This window comes from Streptomyces aurantiacus, assembly GCF_027107535.1.
Classification (GTDB): Bacteria; Actinomycetota; Actinomycetes; order Streptomycetales; family Streptomycetaceae; genus Streptomyces.
Genome location: NZ_CP114283.1, coordinates 4,749,212 through 4,765,982, shown reverse-complemented (window position 1 = coordinate 4,765,982; position 16,771 = coordinate 4,749,212). Strand labels below are relative to the sequence as shown.

Genomic DNA, 16,771 nt, shown 5'->3' with positions numbered 1-16,771 from the left:
GCCCGGTTCCAGCAGCAGATCGGTTGTCCAGGTCAGCGGCAGGGTGTCGGCGCCGGCGTAGCAGTCCGTCCGGCCGATGTGGTGACCCGATGGCGGATTTGGCGGCAGGGCGGCGTGGCGCGTGCACTGGGGGCGTGGAGGGGTGACGGCTGTCTTGTTGTGGCTTCGCGGGTGACCGAAGCCGCCGGCCCGGTGCGGCGTCAGGCGCCGGTCTAGGCGGACTGGGCGGTCCTCCATGCACGGTAGTGGAGAGCGGGGCTGTCGGTGAAGGAGGTGTGCCGGGGGGTCCAGCCGAGCAGGCGGTGGGCCTTGGCGCTGGTGACGAGTTCGTCCTGGTCGGCGGCCATCTGCATCATGCCCCCGGCCTCGGCGCTCACCTGGGTGATCTCGCCGGTGTAGCCGGCAGCCCGTACGGCTGCATGCTGCATGTCCAGGGCGGTCAGCCGCTGGTCGTCGGCGATGACGAAGGTCTCCCCGTCGACGGCGGCGGGGTTGTCGAGGATGCGGACGTAGGCGTCGGCGAGGTCGTCGACGTGGACCCAGCTCCACCGCTTGGCGGCGTCACCGTAGAAGACCGGGCTGCCCGCTTCGGCGGCGGCGAACCACTGACCGGTCATGGAGGTGCTCGCCGGCCCGCCGTACATGAACCCGGGGCGGACCACGGTGTGGGCGAGGCCGGAGGCGGCCAGTTCCTTTTCCAGGCCGAAGCGGAAACCGATGGGGCTCTCGGGGTTGCCGGGGGTGTTCTCGTCCATGAGGGACAGGCCGGTGCGGCCGTAGCTGGAGATGCCGGTGGTGAACACCAGGTGCCGGCGGCGGCCGTCGCGCTCCTGTGCGGCGAGCAGTTCGGCGAACAGGCGCTGGTCGCCGCCGACGGGGTCGCTCATGTCCATGAGGAGATGGACGACGGCGTCGGTGCCTTCAAGGTGTTCGCGCCAGGTCTCGGGCTTGGAGAAGTCCCCCTCGACGGGGGTGACCTCGTTGACCGTGAGGTCCCGGGCCGCGGGGGCGGTGGTGTCGCGGGCCAGGCCCAGGACGGTGTGCCCGGCGCGGGTCAGGGCGGTGGAGACGCGGCGGCCGGCGTAGCCGGTGGCGCCGATGACGAGGATCTGCATGAGAGGTGCTCCGTGTGCTGGGCGGCGCCGCGTCTCAGGCGGCGGGGGCGGTGGTGAAGAAGCGGGTCAGCCGGTCGGCCGTCCACGCCGGGTTGTCGGCGGCGAAGGTGTGAGCGGCGTCGGGGACGGTGTCCGCGCGGACGTCGTCAGCGGCGGCGTGCGCGCCCTCCAGCAGGACGCTCTGGGGCAGGCCGTGCTCGCCGTTCAGGACGAGGACGGGCATCATCAGACGGCCGTCCGCGCGGGCGGCCCGGCCGTCCTGGACGAGGGTGGCGTAGTGCTCGAACCCGCCGCGCATCGCGTCGGGACGCGTGTAGGCGCGCAGCAGGTCGGCGCGGTCCGCCTCGGTGATGCCGCCGCGGGTCATCACCGTCCAGAAGCCGGACAGATACTGCTCCTCCTTGCCCGCGGTGAGCATGGCGGCCAGCTCGCTCTGGGCGTGGAAGCCGAAGTGCCAGGAGCCCCCGGTGGCGGGGTTCATGTGCTCCTCCAGGCCGTAGCCGGGAAGGAACGCCTCGCTGAGCACCAGCCGCTCCACGTCGTCGGGATGATGCTGGGCCCAGGCGTGAGCGGTCACCGTGCCGACATCGGTACCGACCACGTACGCGCGGTCGTGGCCCAGGTGCCTGAGCAGGTGATGGAGGTCTTCGGCCTCCTCCCGCTTGGTCCAGTGGCCGTCCGGTATCCGGGAGTCGCCGGAACCGCGCAGGTCGGGGGCGATGACCGTGAAGCCCCGGGCCGCGAGCAGCGGCATCAGAGCCCGCCACTCGATCCAGCTGAACGGCCAGCCGTGAATGAGGACGACCACGGGCCCGGACCCGCCGGCGACGTAGTGGATGCCGACACCGTTGACGTCGGCGACAGCGTGCTGGAAACCGTCCGGTGCAGGTGCTTGGGAAGTCATGCAGCCCCCCTTAATTTGCTTGCTTCAGCAACAATCACACTAGTTGCTTGCCCAGTCAAATACAGTGGTCCGCATGGACTCCATCCCGCCCGAAGACGATCAGCTGAACGCCGACGAACTGCTGCTGTGGCAGAGCCTGGGGCGTCTGGTGCACTCCCTGCCGCGCCTGCTGGAGGAGGACATGGGCCGCACCGGCGTGACCATGACCGAGTTCGCCGTCCTGCTGCTGCTGAGCGAGGCACCCGACCACCGCATGCGCATGTCCGCCCTCGCGACCGCCTCCGGCCTGACCCCCTCACGCATCACGAGGATCATCGACGGCCTGTCCCGCCACGACATGGTGCGCAAGGAACGCCACAGCCAGGACGCCCGCGGCAGCGAAGCCGTCCTCACCGACACCGGCCTGCACGCCATGCGAACGGCTCAACCCGCCCACCTCGCCAGCGCCCGGCGCCGGGTTCTCGACCACATCCCGGCCGACCTCCTGCCGGGCATCGCCGAAACACTGGCCCGCCTCGCCGACACCCAGCAGCGGCAACGCCCTTCCGATCCCACCCCCTGACCGCGCGAGACACCTGCGGATCGCACGATGGCGTCTTCTCACGCGCGTTCCTGCCGCTCGTCCGTCGTCGTCCTCGGCCAGGTCGGGCGCGTCGGGGTCGCGCAGCGGGCGCAGGGCGCCGGCAGCGGGGGTGGAGGCGGTGAAGGCCCGCCCGGAATGGACGCGCCCCGAACTGCCCAACGGCCGGCACGAAGTGACCGCCCTCGACATCAACGGCGCCTACCTGTCCGCGCTCAAGACCCACCTGCCGCTCGGCCAGCTCGAACACACACACCACCGGCACCCACCCGGACACCACCACACAGCCCCCTGAAGACGCCTCCTCACACCGATCACCATGCCCCGGCGTCGAAATTCCCCCACCGGGACGGGAGATCGGCGCTCACAGCCCCGTACAGTGATCCAGCACCCTGGATTCGGAAGAGACCATGCCTGAGCGGAACATCGAGTTCGGCAAGTACGGCGCCCACGGCATCAGAGGCCACGAAGCCGTCGCCCGGCAACTGGACGCCCTCGCCGGCTACATCACCACCCCCATCACGGCCCGGCGAGGCCTCCAGGCCCGCCTGCACTACCTCACCCGCACCGCCCACGCCCGCGAAGCTGCCCGCGCGGCCGGACTGACCGTCACCGACCGCACCCTGCGCGCCTGGCAGGCCGGCACCCGCACACCCTCCCGCACAAACCTCGCACGCATCGAGCAGGCGTACCGCACGGTGCGGCGCGTGAACGTGGCCCGCTATCTGACCGCCCGCCTCAACAAAGAGGGCCGCGGCACCCGGGTGGAGATCCACCCGGTCAACCAGTCCCGGGTCGACCGGCCGCGTCAGCGCGCCGTCGAGTTCCGCACCATGAACGTCCGCAACTGGGACCGCATCGTCGACGCATGGGCAGCCGGCGACGGCCAAGAGCTGGATAACGCGTGGATCGACCAGGTCGTCGACCTCGGCTCCCAGTGGGGACAGTACGAGTACGTCACCACCATCGGATTCGCCGCCTGAGCCCATCGACGGGCGCTTCGTCACCGCCGAAACCGATTGAGCGTGCGATCCCGGCCGTGGTACCACTTCGTGATTCGTAAGATGATCACGAGATGCACAAGGGGTCGGTGAACATGGCGCTCGGAGAACTGGTGAAACTGCGGGCGATGGGCCCCGCAGACGCCGACGCACTGTGGCGCTGGAACCACGACCCCGAGGTCATGCGGTGGATGGACGACACGTATGCCCAGCCGGTGGAGCGCGTCCGCACGTGGCTGGAGGAGCGTCCCCGCAACACCTATGGCGACTTGCTCCTTGGCATTGAGGCACTGACCGACGGCCAGCTCATCGGCCTGGTCATGCTGCACGACGCGGACCCGGAGAAGGGCATCGCGAAACTCGATATCTACCTGGGCGAGAAGGCATACTGGGGCCGCGGATACGCCACCGATGCGGTGCGGACGATCTGCCGCTACGGCTTCGAGGACATGCGCCTCCACAAGATAACGCTGACCGTGGTCACCGAGAACGACGCCGCGCGCAGGGTCTACGAAAAGGTCGGCTTCGTGGAGGAGGGCCGTCTTCGGCAGGTCTTCCGCCGTGACGGCAAGTGGTACGACATGTTCACGATGGGGCTGCTGGAGGGCGAGCTCTGCTGAGCCCCGGTTCAGAAGTGGATCAAGATCTGCGATGATCCGCTCGTGGGGCGCGGGGACTTGACGGACGAGCAGTGGGCCAGACTGGAGCCGTCAATGCCGGTGGGCAAGAAGCCGGGGCGGCCGCCGGCTTGGTCCAAGGGGCAACTGGTCCTGTCCACCGAGGTGGTCGAGCAGGCCGGCGTGACCTGGCTCAGTCCCCCCATGGCCTCGGCGAGCGAGCAGGTCTCCGGCGGTGGGCCGCTCGGCACCATTGACCGAGACGCCCCTGCTGACGTGTAGTCACGGACACTCGATGCGGTTCCGAAAGCTTCCCCTCCCGCTGCGTCTCCTGCCCCGGTGCCTCCGGAAGGAAAGTCGACGTCGGTCCTCGCGCATGCATGTGCGTCCGGCGAACCCAAAAACGGGGCATCCGGTTTGATATTGACAAACCGGCATGGCCGTTTTTTACTGGGAGTCTACGAGGGCCTGACTTGCCGGCCCCGGACGGCTGGACACATGTCTCATCGGGCTGACACGAACAGGGGAAAACCGCGTGGACATCGATGCATTGGGCGTGTTGGCCGTCAGCGAGAACGGTGTGTCGGTCACGCCGTCCGCACCGAAGCCGCGGCAGGTTCTCGCGATGCTGGCCCTGCACGCCGACCAGGTCGTCTCCGTGCCCTCGCTGTTCGAGGAACTGTGGGGAGAAGAGCCGCCGAGAAGCGCGCGCACGACACTGCAGACCTACGTACTGCAGTTGCGGGAAGCCATCGCCGGGGCGCTGACGCATGACGCGCCCGGCAGTTCGCCGCGTACGGCCAAGGACGTCCTCGTCACCACGTCGGGCGGCTACCTGCTCCGGACATCGGGCGGCGCCAGTGACGTCCGGCGGTTCGAGACCCTGGCCGGTCTCGGATACCGGGCCATGGAGGCCGGCGACTTTCCGCAGGCGGCCCGTCAGTTGAGGGACGCCCTCGCGTTGTGGAAGGGGCCCGCGCTCGCCGACGTCCAGCCCGGCCCCTGGCTGGAGATGCAGGTCCGGCAGCTGGAGGAGAGCCGGCTGTGCGCCCTGTCCCAGCGGCTCGAAGCGGACCTGCGGCTCGGACGCCATCGCGAACTGCTCGCCGAACTGACCGTCCTGGTCAGCCGGTATCGCACCCATGAGAGTCTGTGCGGCCAGTTCATGACGGCGCTCCACCGTTCGGGCCGCCGCAGCGAGGCCCTGGACGCGTTCCATCGGCTGCGCCGCGCCCTGGTACGGGACTTCGGCATCGAGCCCTCTGCCGCTCTCAAGCGGCTGCAGCAGTCGATCCTGCTGACGAGGCCCGAGCCGGTCGGCGCTCTCCACGGCAAAGAGCTGAGCCGCGTCAGCTGAGTGCTTCCGAGGGACAACTGCGCCGCGGTCAGCGGGGCCGGACGCGATGCGCGCCCGGCCCCGCCGTCACTCGGTCGGACGGACGCCCGCGCGGAGCAGACCATAGGTGTAGGCGTCCTCAAGAGCCTGCCCCGAGGCGGCGATGACGTTGTCGCCGACTCCGACGGTGGACCATTCGCCGGTCGCGTCGGCGGTGGAGATCAGGACCCGGGCGGCGGAGGTGGTGCCGTGGGCCTGCTCCAGGATGCGGACTCTGTAGTCCACCAATTCCAGTTTGGCGAGTTCCGGGTAGGTGTGTTCCAGCCCGGCACGCAGCGCCCGGTCGAGCGCGTTGACGGGGCCGGTGCCTTCGGCCGTGGTGATGAAGCGTTCGCCTCTGGTCCGCAGCTTCACCGTCGCTTCGTTGCTGTCGACGCCGTCCGGCCGCTGCTCCGCGATGATGCGCCACGACTCGATACGGAAGTAGCGCTGCGGCCCCTCCTGCGCCTCGTCGCGCAGGAGGAGTTCGAATGACGCGTCGGCGGCCTCGTAGGTGTAGCCGCGCAGTTCCTGTGCCTTGACCCGCGCCACCACCCGTCCCACGAGGTCGGGGTCGTCGCCGAGACCGACTCCGAGTTCCTTCGCCTTGAGCTGGATGGAGGCGCGGCCGGCCATGTCGGAGACGAGCATGCGCATGTGATTGCCGACCAGCGTGGGGTCGATGTGCTGGTAGAGGTCCGGGTCGACCTTGATGGCGGAGGCGTGCAGGCCTGCCTTGTGGGCGAAGGCGGAGACGCCGACATACGGCTGGTGGGTCGAGGGAGCGAGGTTCACGATCTCGGCGATGCTGTTCGAGATACGGGTCATCGCCTCCAGCGCGCCGGGCGGCAGCACGCGCATGTCGTACTTGAGCTCGAGGGCGGCGGCGACCGGGAAGAGGTTGGCGTTGCCGACCCGCTCGCCGTATCCGTTGGCGGTGCACTGGACATGTGTGGCGCCCGCGTCCACGGCGGCGAGGGTGTTGGCAATCGCGCAGCCGGTGTCGTCCTGTGCGTGGATCCCGAGCCGGGCGCCCGTCCCGGCCAGGACCGTGGTGACGGCGGCCTGGATCTGGGCGGGGAGCATGCCGCCGTTGGTGTCGCACAGCACCACCACATCGGCGCCGGCGTCCCAGGCCGCGCGGACGACGGCTGTCGCGTACCGGGGGTTGGCCGCGTGGCCGTCGAAGAAGTGCTCGCAGTCGACGAACACCCTGCGGCCCGCGGACCGCAGGTGGGAGACGGTGTCGCGGATCATCTCCAGGTTCTCGTCGAGCGTGGTGCGCAGGGCGAGTTCCACATGCCGGTCGTGGGCCTTGGCGACCAGTGTGATCACCGGGGCGCCGGAGTCGAGCAGCGCCTGGACCTGTGGGTCCGCGTCGGCTCGGCCTCCTGGCCTGCGGGTCGCTCCGAACGCCACGAGCTGTGCGTGCCGGAAGTCGATCTCCGCCTTGGCGCGGGCGAAGAACTCGGTGTCGCGCGGATTGGCACCGGGCCAGCCGCCCTCCACGAATCCGACGCCGAAGTCGTCCAGATGACGGGCGATGGCCAGCTTGTCCCTGACCGTGAGGTTGATGCCTTCACGCTGGGCGCCGTCGCGCAGGGTGGTGTCGAAGACGTGGAAGCCGTCGTTCGTCCCGGGTGCGGCTGAGCCATGAGGTGAGCCGGCCGTCTCGTTCATACGGACCGGACTCCGGTCGCGGCGTTGCGCGGGCGGGGTGGAGGTGTGCTGCCGGACCGTGCCGGCGGGCGGAGAGCGCTGCTGGCCATCTGCGGTGCGGGAAGCTCTGGCACTTCCATGGTGACCTCCTCGTCGTCGGGCTGTCTCTGTGCCTGGCGTTCGGCACGGTACCCGCCCCTCGGAAGCCAACAGGGTTTTCTCGAGCGGGTGTTGAGCGTTCCTCGACTGCTCGGCGCGGGCGGTGCCGGCGAGGGCGGCAACGGCAGCGCGGAGGCAGCCCCCGGAGGCTGCCGGCGGGGGCTGTGGGGCGGCGGAATCGCGGGCGGACGGTTGCCGCTTCGGGTGCGGTGGCCGGGGCACGCGAGCCGGGCACGGTCCGCACGAGGGTCCGCACGAGGGCCCGGGTGCGGGAGCGGAGTGGCGGCGGAGGGGCCGTTTGCGGTGCGGCGGGTCTCCCCGGCCGGACCGTCAGGCCCCTCGGTGGTGGGCGAGACGGGCCTCCAGCCCGTCGAGCGTGCGCTGCAGTCCGTAGTCGAAGGTGTCGCTGCGGACCTGGTGCGGGTCCTTTCCGCGCTGGGCGGCGTGGCCCTCCATCAGGCGCGGGTGGTCGCGGGCCGCTTCCTCCAGGGCCGGGCCCAGGCTGTCCACCCACTCGCGTTCGGTGCTGCCGCTGCGGGCGATCATCGACAGGTACGCGGCCTCGCTGGTGGCGACGCCGATGACGTAGGCGATGACGGTGCTCATGGCCTTGTCGGTCTCGCTCGAGGGGAAGCCGGCCGTCTCGAAGACCGCGAGCATCTGGTCGGACATCCTCATCACGTTGGGTCCGAGGTGGGACAGGCCGACCTGGCCGAGCACCGAGGCGATCCAGGGGTGCTGCAGGACCATGGCTCGCAGGCTGTCGGCCGCGCCCGCCGCAGCGGCCCGCCACTGGGACTGGTGCTCCGCGACGGGGACGTGGAGTTCGCCGTACACCTCGTCGACGACCAGCTCGATGAGCTCGTCCTTGTTCGCGACATGCCGGTAGAGCGAGGTGGCTCCGGCGTTGAGCCTGTTGCCGAGACTGCGCATGCTGAGGGCTTCGATGCCCTCCGCGTCCAGGAGCTGCACGGCCTCTGTCACGATGCGCTCGCGGGTCAGATACTCACGCTGGCGGCGCGGGCGGGTCCATACGGAAGGAATCGGCTGCTGTTCGGCCCGCATCGGTCCTCACCCTCTCGTCGTACCGGCAGCGTATTCCACGGTGTTCGCAATGAGGAACGCCGTACGCATCGTCGGGTGCATCCTACGTCGATCACCCGTGCTGATCCTGAGTGCCGGGCCGCGGGTGTCCGCCGGCCGGGAGAAGAGCGCGAGCGCCCGGCCTGACGCATACGAGCACACGGCCTGCGCCCCGGGCAATCGGAGGGGCGGCCCGGCCCGCACCCGGCCCCGGGCGCCGGCGGTGGCCGGGACTGGACACCTGACGTCGCGGCCCCGTCCCGCATAGCCTGCGCGGATGACGACCCACGCAGCGACGCGCCGCCCCCGTGAGCTGCGGTCCCACGACACCGCGGCCCCGTCGGACCTGCCCGGGACCGGAGAGGCACCGCACCTGTGGCTCGTGCGGACAGCCGAGTTCCGGACACGGGCACGGCAGCAGGCCGCTGCCGTTCTGGACCGGTCGGAACAGGAACGCGCGGACCGCTTCCGGCTCCCCGCCGACCGCGACACCTACCTCTCCGCCCATGTGGGCCTGCGCCTCCTGCTCGGCGCGTACCTCCGTACGCACCCCGCGAAGGTGGCACTGACACGTCTGCCCTGTCCGCTGTGCCCCGAGCCGCACGGCCGGCCGGCGGTCGAGGGGAACCCGGTGCACTTCTCCCTTTCACACAGCGACGGCCTGGGACTGCTGGCCTTCGCGGCCTCCCCCGTGGGCGTCGACATCGAGCAGGTCCCGCCCCCGGAGGTCGCGGAGGAGGTGGGCCGGGCGCTGCACCCGCGGGAGCGGGACGAACTGCGCGGATACCCGCCACCGGAGCGCCCGCGGGTCTTCGCCCGGACATGGGCACGCAAGGAGGCCTACCTCAAAGGGCTCGGCACAGGCCTGGGCCGCGACGCGGCGCTGGACTACGTAGGCACTGCGGCCGCCCCCGCCGCCCTGCCGGGGTGGACGATCAGCGACGTCGAAGTGGACGCGAGCCGCACCGCCGCCGCGGTGGCCGTGCGCAGCTGACTCCCCCACACGCCGAACTCCGCACCCCGCACTCCGGCCAGGACCGGACCGGCGCTCCCGGTGAGGCCGGACCGGTCGGTTCCGGAGCGCCCGTTTGAGCACCTTCCGCTCGCCCCGGCGGCACTTTACGATCAAGATCACGGCTTCTGAATGAGACCGTCCGGTTCAGTATGCGATCGCGTGGAGCGGGAGCCGGGGCTCGACGCCTCGCTTCCCGGCACGGCCACGAGACCTGAGACCGGATGCCGTTCCGGGGCGGGACGGACAGCGGTCCCGCCCCGGAACGGGCGGGCACGGAGCCGTGCGCCAACACCATGCACCATTGCGTACAACATTTTCTCATGCGTACAGTGTTCGCGTACTGAGAATGCCATCCGCATTACTGAGGGAGACGTTATGCCGAAGGACCTGAGCTGGGACGCACAGGGCAACTGGGCGGCCTCGGGCGACTGGGGGTCCAAGGACTCCCAGGGCCGCAAGCTGTACCTGGCCGACTGGCAGGCGCGGCTCGACCGGCTCCGCGTGGCACACCACGTGCCGGGCGCCACGCTGGCCGTCCTCACCGGCGGAGAGACCTACGAGCTGGCGAGCGGAGTCCTGCACCGCGGCACCGGTGTGGACGCGACGCCCGATTCGGTCTTCCAGCTCGGATCCCTCGCGAAGATCTACACGGCCACCCTCATCATGCAGCTCGTGGACTCCGGCGCACTGGACCTGGACGCCCCGGTCAAGGACGTACTGCCGGACTTCGCCGTCGCGGACGAGGAAGCCACCCGCACCATCACCACACGCCAGCTGCTCTCTCACACCAGCGGACTGACCTGCGACTTCACCTACGACTCGGGGCGCGGCGACGACTGCCTGGCCCGGTACGTCGAGGCCGCGAAAGACGTCGGCCTGGACTGCCCCCCGGGCACCGCGGTCTCCTACAGCAGCCTCGGCTACAACGTGCTCGGCCGCATCGTCGAGGTACTCACGGGACAGACCTGGGACGAAGCGCTCAAGGAGCGGCTCCTGCAGCCGCTCGGCCTCACCGGCACGATGACGCTCCCCGAGGAGGCGCTGGCGCACCGGGCCGCGATGGGGCACCTGGGCGAGCTCGGGCAGGACCCGGATCCCGCTCCCGCCTGGGACCTCATGCCGCGTTCCGCCGGCCCCTACGGCCGGGTGCTCGCCACGGCCGGCGACGTGGCCCGCCTGGTCAAGATGCATCTGGAAGGGGGGAAGACCGCGGAGGGCGTGCGCGTGCTGAGTCCGCAGAGCATCGCCGCCATGCAGCGACGCGAGGTGGACGTCCCCGACAAGTGGACGGTCAGTGCCGACGGCTGGGGGCTCGGCTGGACGCTGTACGACTGGTCCGGCACGCCGGGTTTCGGGCACGACGGCGCGTCGATCGGTCAGTACGGCTTCCTGCGGGTGGTCCCCTCGGCGGGCGTCGCACTCGTCCTGCTCACCAACGGCGGCGACGCCAGGCAGCTCTACGCGCAGCTCTTCGACGAGCTCCTGGGCGAACTCGCCGGCGTGCGGATGCCCGCCCCCTTCGGGCCGCCCGCCCAGCTCCCGGCGGTGGACCTCGCGCCGCTGTGCGGCACGTACAGGCGTGAGGGCGTCGTCATCACCATCGCCGAGCACGACGGCACCGCGCACCTGGTGTACGAGTTCGTCGACGGCATGAAGGACTTCTCGCCCCCGCTGGAGATGGACCTCGTCCCCGTCTCCCCCACGGTGTTCGCCGGTCCTGGCAGCGGCGCCTACAGCGCCGACTGGATGCCTGTCGTCTTCTCGACCCTGGCGGACGGCACGGCCTGCGTGTACATCGGGATGCGGGCCGCTCCGAAGGTGGCCTGACCCTCCACGGCACAGGGGCCGGGGCTTGTCCGCCCCGGCCCCTGTGCCGTCCCAGGTGTACGGGTCTGCACACCTGGCCCCGCACGCACCCCGGCGGGCAGGATTGGGGAATGACCAGTCTCGCCACCAGACTCCCCACGTTGCGTCAGTACTCCTGGCCCGGCGATGTCCCTGCCTCGCTGCACCACGCCCTGACAGAGTGCTGGATCGAGGTCACCAACGCGGGTGGCGCCGCCGGCTTCCACGTACCGCGGATCGACGCGCGGCAGGCCGCGCCGGCTGTCGACCGGATCGTCGGACGTCTGAACCCGGTGACCAGCCGCCTCGTGACCGCGTGGCTGGACGGGGAGATCGTGGGCTGGCTGAACCTCAGGCGCGACCCCTCGGAACTGATCGCGCACTGGGGCACCCTGCACCACGTGCAGACGCGCCTGTCGGTTCGCGGCCGCGGTGTCGGGTCCGCCCTGATGCGTGAGGCCCACCGGGTCGCCCGGGACGAGATGGGCCTGGAGCAGCTGCATCTGACGGCCCGTGGAGGCCGGAGCCTGGAGGACTTCTACGGGCGCCTGGGATGGTACGAGGTGGGCCGCTGGCCCGCCGCCTTCCGGCTGGGACCCGGCAACGACCAGGACCAGATCCTCATGGTCCTCACGCCGCTGTGAGTCCGGTGGAAGCGGCGTGCGACCCGGCCGTTTTGGACACTTGAAAACCGTTGAGCCGGCCCGCGTGCAGCGGGCCGGCTCATTTTGTGGAACGCCGCTTCACCCGGTCGGGACCCGGTGGGGCGGCGTTGTCCGTGCACCGGCCGCGTAGGCCGTGCTGTCCCCGGGAAAGGGTTCGTCCGGCGGTGCCTGCCCCCGGATGACGGAGGTGCCGGCCAGCCGGTCGGCGAGGGAACGGCCGGAGGGCGAGAGCGCCGACAGGGCGTTGAACCAGAAGGCGGCGACCGCCAGCAGCCAGACCGCGAAGGACGCGAGGAAGGCACCCGCGGTCAGCAGGCAGCAGGCCAGGGAGAAGCACGCCACGTCGGTGATGGTGGTCGCCGCCGCCCGCAGGGCGGCAGAGCCCGCGCGGTGCGGGGTGACGCGCAGTCCCAGCAGCCTCTTGCCCAGGGTGCGTCCGCCGAAGGTCAGCAGGACCCAGTGGTAGAGGAACGTGCCTGCGGTCAGGAGGGCGAAGGACTGGATGACGATGACCGCCGTCCGGTCCCACAGCTCCCGCCCGAACTGCTGGATCGGGTCCAGGGCCTTGTCGTCCAGGGTGAGCAGGTCCCATCCGCCCGGCATCGTCAGGTCGGGCAGTTCGGTGAAGGTCTCGGCGATGCGCTGGGCGGCGAACACGCCGAGCAGGTAGGCACCGATAAGGACGAGAGCGAAGTCGATGGACCACGCGAGGACGCGGCGGACCGTGGAGGGCCGGCCGGTGAGGCGTGACGTGCTGTAGGGATGGGTCATGGTCTCCCCAAGGCAGGATGCGGACAGGTGGTGGGAGGCGGCGTCCGTCCGCCGCCCGCGCCCGTACGGCAAAACCCGCGCCCGTACGGCGAAAGCGGCGGTCGCGACCCCTCAGGTGCTGGCTGGGGACCCGCGATCGCCGCTCTCCGGTGGTGTCCTCCGGATCAGTGGGTGGTCAGGATCTGCTCCGGACTGGCGCCCTTCGTCTCGTCGCCCGGTACGGGCGCGGTCTTCGTCTCCCCGCCCTGATCGGGCGTGTCCTTGCGTGCGCGCATGAGGAAGAAGGCCAGGACCGCGGCTCCCACGACTCCGGCGGCGCCCGCGAGGAAGCTCGCGGACATACCGTCGGTGAAGGCCTCGTTGACGAACTTCAGCAGGCCGGGGTCCGCATCGGCGGCGGCGAGTGCCTCACCGATCGAGTGGCGGGCCGCCTCCGGGGCGTCGGCCGGCATGTTGCGGGTGAACGTGCTGGTCAGAACGGCTCCCAGGATGGCGACGCCGAGCGCGGCACCGGCCTGCTGAATGGTGTCGTTCAGTGCGCTGCCGACACCCGCGTGCTCCTCGGGAACGGCGCCCATCATGGCCGCCATCGCTGCGGGCATCGCCAGGCCGCTGCCCGCGCCCATCAGGCACATCGCGCCGGCCAGGACGCCCCAGCCGTCACCGACGGACAGGGTCGACAGCAGGGCGAAGCCGGAGGCGATGACCAGCAGGCCCAGGACCGCCATGAACCGGGTTCCGGTCTTGGCGATCAGGGAGGCTCCGAGCGCGTTGAACACGAGCGTGGCCACAGCCAGCGGGGTGAAGGCCAGCCCCGTCTCGGTGGGGGTGTAGCCGAGCACGAACTGCAGGTACTGGGTGAGGACGAGCATCAGGCCGCCGTTGGCCAGCGTCAGCAGGACGAGCGAGAAGCTGGCGCCGGTGAAGACCCGGTCGCGGAACAGGGCGAGCGGGACCATCGGGGAGGGGTGGCGCTTCTCCCAGACGGCGAAGCCCACGACCGCGACCACGGTGATCGCGAGCGACACCTGCGTGCCGGTGTGGCTGAGGCCGCCCTTGGGAAGCTCGTTGATCGTCCACACCAGGGCGCTCATGCCGAGGATCGACAGCACCATGCCGACCGGATCGGCCTTGCGCCAGGGGCCCTTGGACTCCGGCATCAGGACCATGGCCGCCACGATGGCGAGTGCGGCGATGGGGACGTTGATGAGGAAGACGACTCCCCACCAGTAGTGGGCGAGCAGGGCGCCGCCCAGGACCGGGCCGCCGACCAGGCCGACCATGGCCACCGCGCTCCAGACCGCGATCGCCTTGGGCCGCTCGGCCTCGTCGAAGACCGTGATCAGGATCGACAGGGTGCTCGGCATCACCAGCGCGCCGCCGACGCCCATCAGGACACGGCCGAGGATCAGCTGCTCCGGGGTGGCGGCGACCATGCCGATGAGGGAGGCCGCACCGAAGATCGCAAGGCCGATGATCATCACCTTGCGCCTGCCGAACTTGTCGGACAGGCTTCCCGCGGTCAGCAGGAGTCCGGCGAAGACCAGCATGTAGGACTCGAGGACCCACTGGATGTCCTGGGCGCTCGCCTTCAGGTCCTCGGTGATCGTCGGTACCGCGACGGTGAGCACCATGTTGTCGATCACCAGCACGAGCGTGCTGAGGCACAGCACGACCAGGATGAGCCAGCGCCGTGGGTGACGTTCCATCAATCCAACCTTTCGAACGGTGTGAGCCCGACGGCCGGAGCCGACAGGGAGGTGGGGCTGCGCTCACATTATCAAACCATCGTCGCGGTTTTTTCTAGTCGTTTTCCGGTCTCACTTGACGCACTGACGGGGCCACACACCCGGCACTTAGGGGCAAACAGCGGCAAGTACGCCCGGAATCCGGTCGAGGAACATACCGACGTCCTGGTCCGAGAGGATCAGTGGCGGAGCCAGCCGGATGACACTGGGCGTGGCAGCGTTCACCAGAAGTCCCGCTTCCTGGGCCGCCTGCTGGAGCTGGGGCGCGACGTCCTCGCTCAGCACGACACCCAGGAGGAGGCCGGCTCCCCGCACCTGCCGGATCAGGGGATGGCCCAGGTCCTCGATGCCGCGCCGCAGCCGCTCGCCCGTCCGCTTGACCTGCTCGAGCAGTCCGCCGTCGGCGATGGTCGCCAGCACGGCGAGGGCGCCGGCGCAGACCACCGGGTTTCCGCTGAACGTCGAGCCGTGGGTGCCGGGAGCGAGAAGGTCCGCCGCCTCGCCGAACGCGAGAGCCGCTCCGATGGGCAGGCCGCCCCCCAGCCCCTTGGCCAGCGTGACGACATCGGCCTCGACGCCTTCCGCCTGGGCCGCGAACCAGTGGCCGGTGCGCCCGATCCCCGTCTGCACCTCGTCGAGGACCAGCAGGGTCCCGGTCGCGGCCGTGATGGCGCGTGCCGCGGCGAGGTATCCGGGGGGCGGGGTCACCACACCCGCCTCGCCCTGGAGGGGTTCGAGGATCACCAGGGCTGTCTCCTCGGTGACGGCGGCGCGCAACGCCGCGGTGTCTCCGTAGGGGACGAAGGTGACGTCACCGGGCAGGGGGTGGAACGGGGCGCGTTTGGAGGGCTGGCCGGTCAGGGAGAGGGCGCCCATGGTGCGGCCGTGGAAACCTCCGTGGGCGGCGACCATGTGGGTGCGCCCGGTGAGCCGGCCGATCTTGAAGGCGGCCTCGTTGGCCTCGGCCCCGGAGTTGGCGAAGTACACGCGGCCCGTGCGGCCGCTCAGGTCCAGAAGCCGTTCGGCGAGCGCCACGGTCGGTTCCGCGATGAAGAAGTTGGAGACGTGCCCCAGCGCCCCGATCTGGTACGACACGGCCTGCACCACGGCGGGATGGGCGTGGCCCAGGGAGTTGACCGCGATGCCGCCGAGCAGGTCGAGGTACTCCCGGCCTTCGGCGTCCCACACCCGCGTGCCCTGTCCGCGGACGAGAGGAAGACGCGGGGTGCCGAAGTTGTCCATCATCGCGCCCTGCCACCGGCGGGTGAGGCCGGCGTTGCCGTCGTGGCCGTTCACGCGGCCGCGCCCTCGTCCGCCGGGTCGGGCACGACCATCGTGCCGATGCCCTCGTTGGTGAAGATCTCCAGCAGGACCGAGTGCCGTACCCGGCCGTCGATCACCCTGGCGCTGCGCACGCCGTTGCTGACGGCGTGGAGGCAGCCCTTCATCTTGGGGATCATGCCGCTGGCCAGCTCGGGCAGAAGGGCCTCCAGTTCCGCCGCGGTGAGGCGGGATATGACGTCCTCGCTGTGGGGCCAGTCCCGGTAGAGCCCCTCGACGTCCGTGAGGATCATCAGGACTTCCGCGTCGAGCGCCGCCGCCAGGCCGGCCGCGGCGGTGTCGGCGTTGACGTTGTAGACGCCGCCGTCGCTGTCGTCGGTACTGCGCGCGATCGAGGAGATGACGGGGATGCGGCCGTTGTCCAGGAGCGCCTGGACGACACCGGGGTCGATGCCGGTGATGTCGCCGACGCGGCCGATGTCCACGCGTTCGCCGTCGATCTCGGCGTAGGCCCGGCCGGCGGTCATCAGGCGGGCGTCCTCGCCGGTCATGCCGACGGCATGCGGCCCGTGCCGGTTGAGCAGGCCGACCAGTTCCCTCTGGACCTGTCCGGCCAGCACCATGCGCACCACGTCCATGGTTTCGTCGGTGGTCACCCGCAGCCCCGCGGTGAAGTGGGACTCGAGCCCGAGCCGGTCCAGCTGCTTGTTGATCTGCGGGCCGCCGCCGTGCACCACGACGGGTCTGAGGCCCGCGTGGTGCAGGAAGAGGATGTCTTCGGCGAAGGCGGCCTTGAGCTTGTCGTCGACCATGGCGTTGCCGCCGAACTTGATGACGACGGTCTTGCCCCGGTGGCGTGCGAGCCACGGCAGTGCCTCGACGAGGGCGTCGGCCTTGGGAAGCGCCGTGTGCTTGCGCGCGGCGGCCATCCCGGTGGGAGTGAGGGGGGTCAT

At 70.4% G+C, this 16,771-nt stretch carries 17 protein-coding genes; 9 read left to right on the top strand and 8 right to left on the bottom strand.

Annotation, left to right across the window (positions count from 1 at the left end; all coding sequences use genetic code 11):
- Positions 1 to 212 precede the first annotated feature (212 nt).
- A complete protein-coding gene (locus O1Q96_RS22995) occupies positions 213 to 1,115 on the bottom strand; it encodes an NAD-dependent epimerase/dehydratase family protein (protein ID WP_269250006.1) in 903 nt (300 codons plus the stop codon).
- A gap of 34 nt (positions 1,116 to 1,149) precedes the next feature.
- Complete coding sequence (locus tag O1Q96_RS22990; protein WP_269250005.1) at positions 1,150 to 2,019, bottom strand: alpha/beta fold hydrolase; 870 nt, start codon at positions 2,017 to 2,019, stop codon at positions 1,150 to 1,152.
- A gap of 73 nt (positions 2,020 to 2,092) precedes the next feature.
- Between O1Q96_RS22990 and O1Q96_RS22985 the strand changes: the two genes are divergently transcribed.
- The 6 genes from O1Q96_RS22985 (at position 2,093) to O1Q96_RS22960 (ending at position 5,574) form a co-directional block, all read left to right on the top strand.
- Complete coding sequence (locus O1Q96_RS22985) at positions 2,093 to 2,581, top strand: MarR family winged helix-turn-helix transcriptional regulator (RefSeq protein ID WP_269250004.1); 489 nt, start codon at positions 2,093 to 2,095, stop codon at positions 2,579 to 2,581.
- Positions 2,582 to 2,720: 139 nt separating this feature from the next.
- Positions 2,721 to 2,894, top strand: a complete 174-nt coding sequence (locus O1Q96_RS22980; RefSeq protein ID WP_269250003.1) for a hypothetical protein — start codon at positions 2,721 to 2,723, stop codon at positions 2,892 to 2,894.
- Between the two features lie 115 nt (positions 2,895 to 3,009).
- Positions 3,010 to 3,582 (top strand): transcriptional regulator, encoded by a 573-nt coding sequence (locus tag O1Q96_RS22975; RefSeq protein ID WP_269250002.1) that lies wholly within the window; start codon positions 3,010 to 3,012, stop codon positions 3,580 to 3,582.
- 92 nt (positions 3,583 to 3,674) lie between these two features.
- Positions 3,675 to 4,220, top strand: coding sequence for a GNAT family N-acetyltransferase (locus tag O1Q96_RS22970; protein WP_269250001.1), 546 nt, complete (start codon positions 3,675 to 3,677; stop codon positions 4,218 to 4,220).
- 42 nt (positions 4,221 to 4,262) lie between these two features.
- Entirely contained in the window at positions 4,263 to 4,499 is a 237-nt protein-coding gene (locus tag O1Q96_RS22965) for a hypothetical protein (protein ID WP_269250000.1), read from the top strand.
- A 253-nt stretch (positions 4,500 to 4,752) separates the two neighbouring features.
- Positions 4,753 to 5,574, top strand: coding sequence for an AfsR/SARP family transcriptional regulator (locus O1Q96_RS22960; protein WP_269249999.1), 822 nt, complete (start codon positions 4,753 to 4,755; stop codon positions 5,572 to 5,574).
- 66 nt (positions 5,575 to 5,640) lie between these two features.
- On the opposite strand, the gene cimA is transcribed toward O1Q96_RS22960, so the two are convergent.
- On the bottom strand, positions 5,641 to 7,272 hold the full coding sequence (cimA, locus tag O1Q96_RS22955; RefSeq protein ID WP_269249998.1) for a citramalate synthase: 1,632 nt from the start codon (positions 7,270 to 7,272) through the stop codon (positions 5,641 to 5,643).
- 468 nt (positions 7,273 to 7,740) lie between these two features.
- Positions 7,741 to 8,475: a TetR/AcrR family transcriptional regulator gene (locus O1Q96_RS22950; protein ID WP_269249997.1), complete on the bottom strand. Its 735-nt coding sequence runs from the start codon at positions 8,473 to 8,475 to the stop codon at positions 7,741 to 7,743.
- A 295-nt stretch (positions 8,476 to 8,770) separates the two neighbouring features.
- Between O1Q96_RS22950 and O1Q96_RS22945 the strand changes: the two genes are divergently transcribed.
- From O1Q96_RS22945 to O1Q96_RS22935, 3 genes are all read left to right on the top strand, one after another.
- On the top strand, positions 8,771 to 9,487 hold the full coding sequence (locus O1Q96_RS22945) for a 4'-phosphopantetheinyl transferase family protein (protein ID WP_269249996.1): 717 nt from the start codon (positions 8,771 to 8,773) through the stop codon (positions 9,485 to 9,487).
- A 396-nt stretch (positions 9,488 to 9,883) separates the two neighbouring features.
- Complete coding sequence (locus O1Q96_RS22940) at positions 9,884 to 11,335, top strand: serine hydrolase domain-containing protein (RefSeq protein WP_269249995.1); 1,452 nt, start codon at positions 9,884 to 9,886, stop codon at positions 11,333 to 11,335.
- A gap of 110 nt (positions 11,336 to 11,445) precedes the next feature.
- A complete protein-coding gene (locus O1Q96_RS22935; RefSeq protein WP_269249994.1) occupies positions 11,446 to 11,997 on the top strand; it encodes a GNAT family N-acetyltransferase in 552 nt (183 codons plus the stop codon).
- 99 nt (positions 11,998 to 12,096) lie between these two features.
- Here O1Q96_RS22935 and O1Q96_RS22930 read toward each other — a convergent pair whose 3' ends face one another.
- The 4 genes from O1Q96_RS22930 to argB all read right to left on the bottom strand — a co-directional run bounded on the left by O1Q96_RS22930 (position 12,097) and on the right by argB (position 16,771).
- Positions 12,097 to 12,789: an RDD family protein gene (locus tag O1Q96_RS22930; protein WP_269249993.1), complete on the bottom strand. Its 693-nt coding sequence runs from the start codon at positions 12,787 to 12,789 to the stop codon at positions 12,097 to 12,099.
- 164 nt (positions 12,790 to 12,953) lie between these two features.
- Positions 12,954 to 14,498 (bottom strand): MFS transporter, encoded by a 1,545-nt coding sequence (locus O1Q96_RS22925; RefSeq protein ID WP_269249992.1) that lies wholly within the window; start codon positions 14,496 to 14,498, stop codon positions 12,954 to 12,956.
- A 147-nt stretch (positions 14,499 to 14,645) separates the two neighbouring features.
- Positions 14,646 to 15,833, bottom strand: a complete 1,188-nt coding sequence (locus tag O1Q96_RS22920) for an acetylornithine transaminase (protein ID WP_269249991.1) — start codon at positions 15,831 to 15,833, stop codon at positions 14,646 to 14,648.
- Positions 15,830 to 16,771: an acetylglutamate kinase gene (gene argB, locus O1Q96_RS22915; RefSeq protein WP_269253692.1), complete on the bottom strand. Its 942-nt coding sequence runs from the start codon at positions 16,769 to 16,771 to the stop codon at positions 15,830 to 15,832. Before argB ends, O1Q96_RS22920 begins: the two co-directional genes overlap by 4 nt.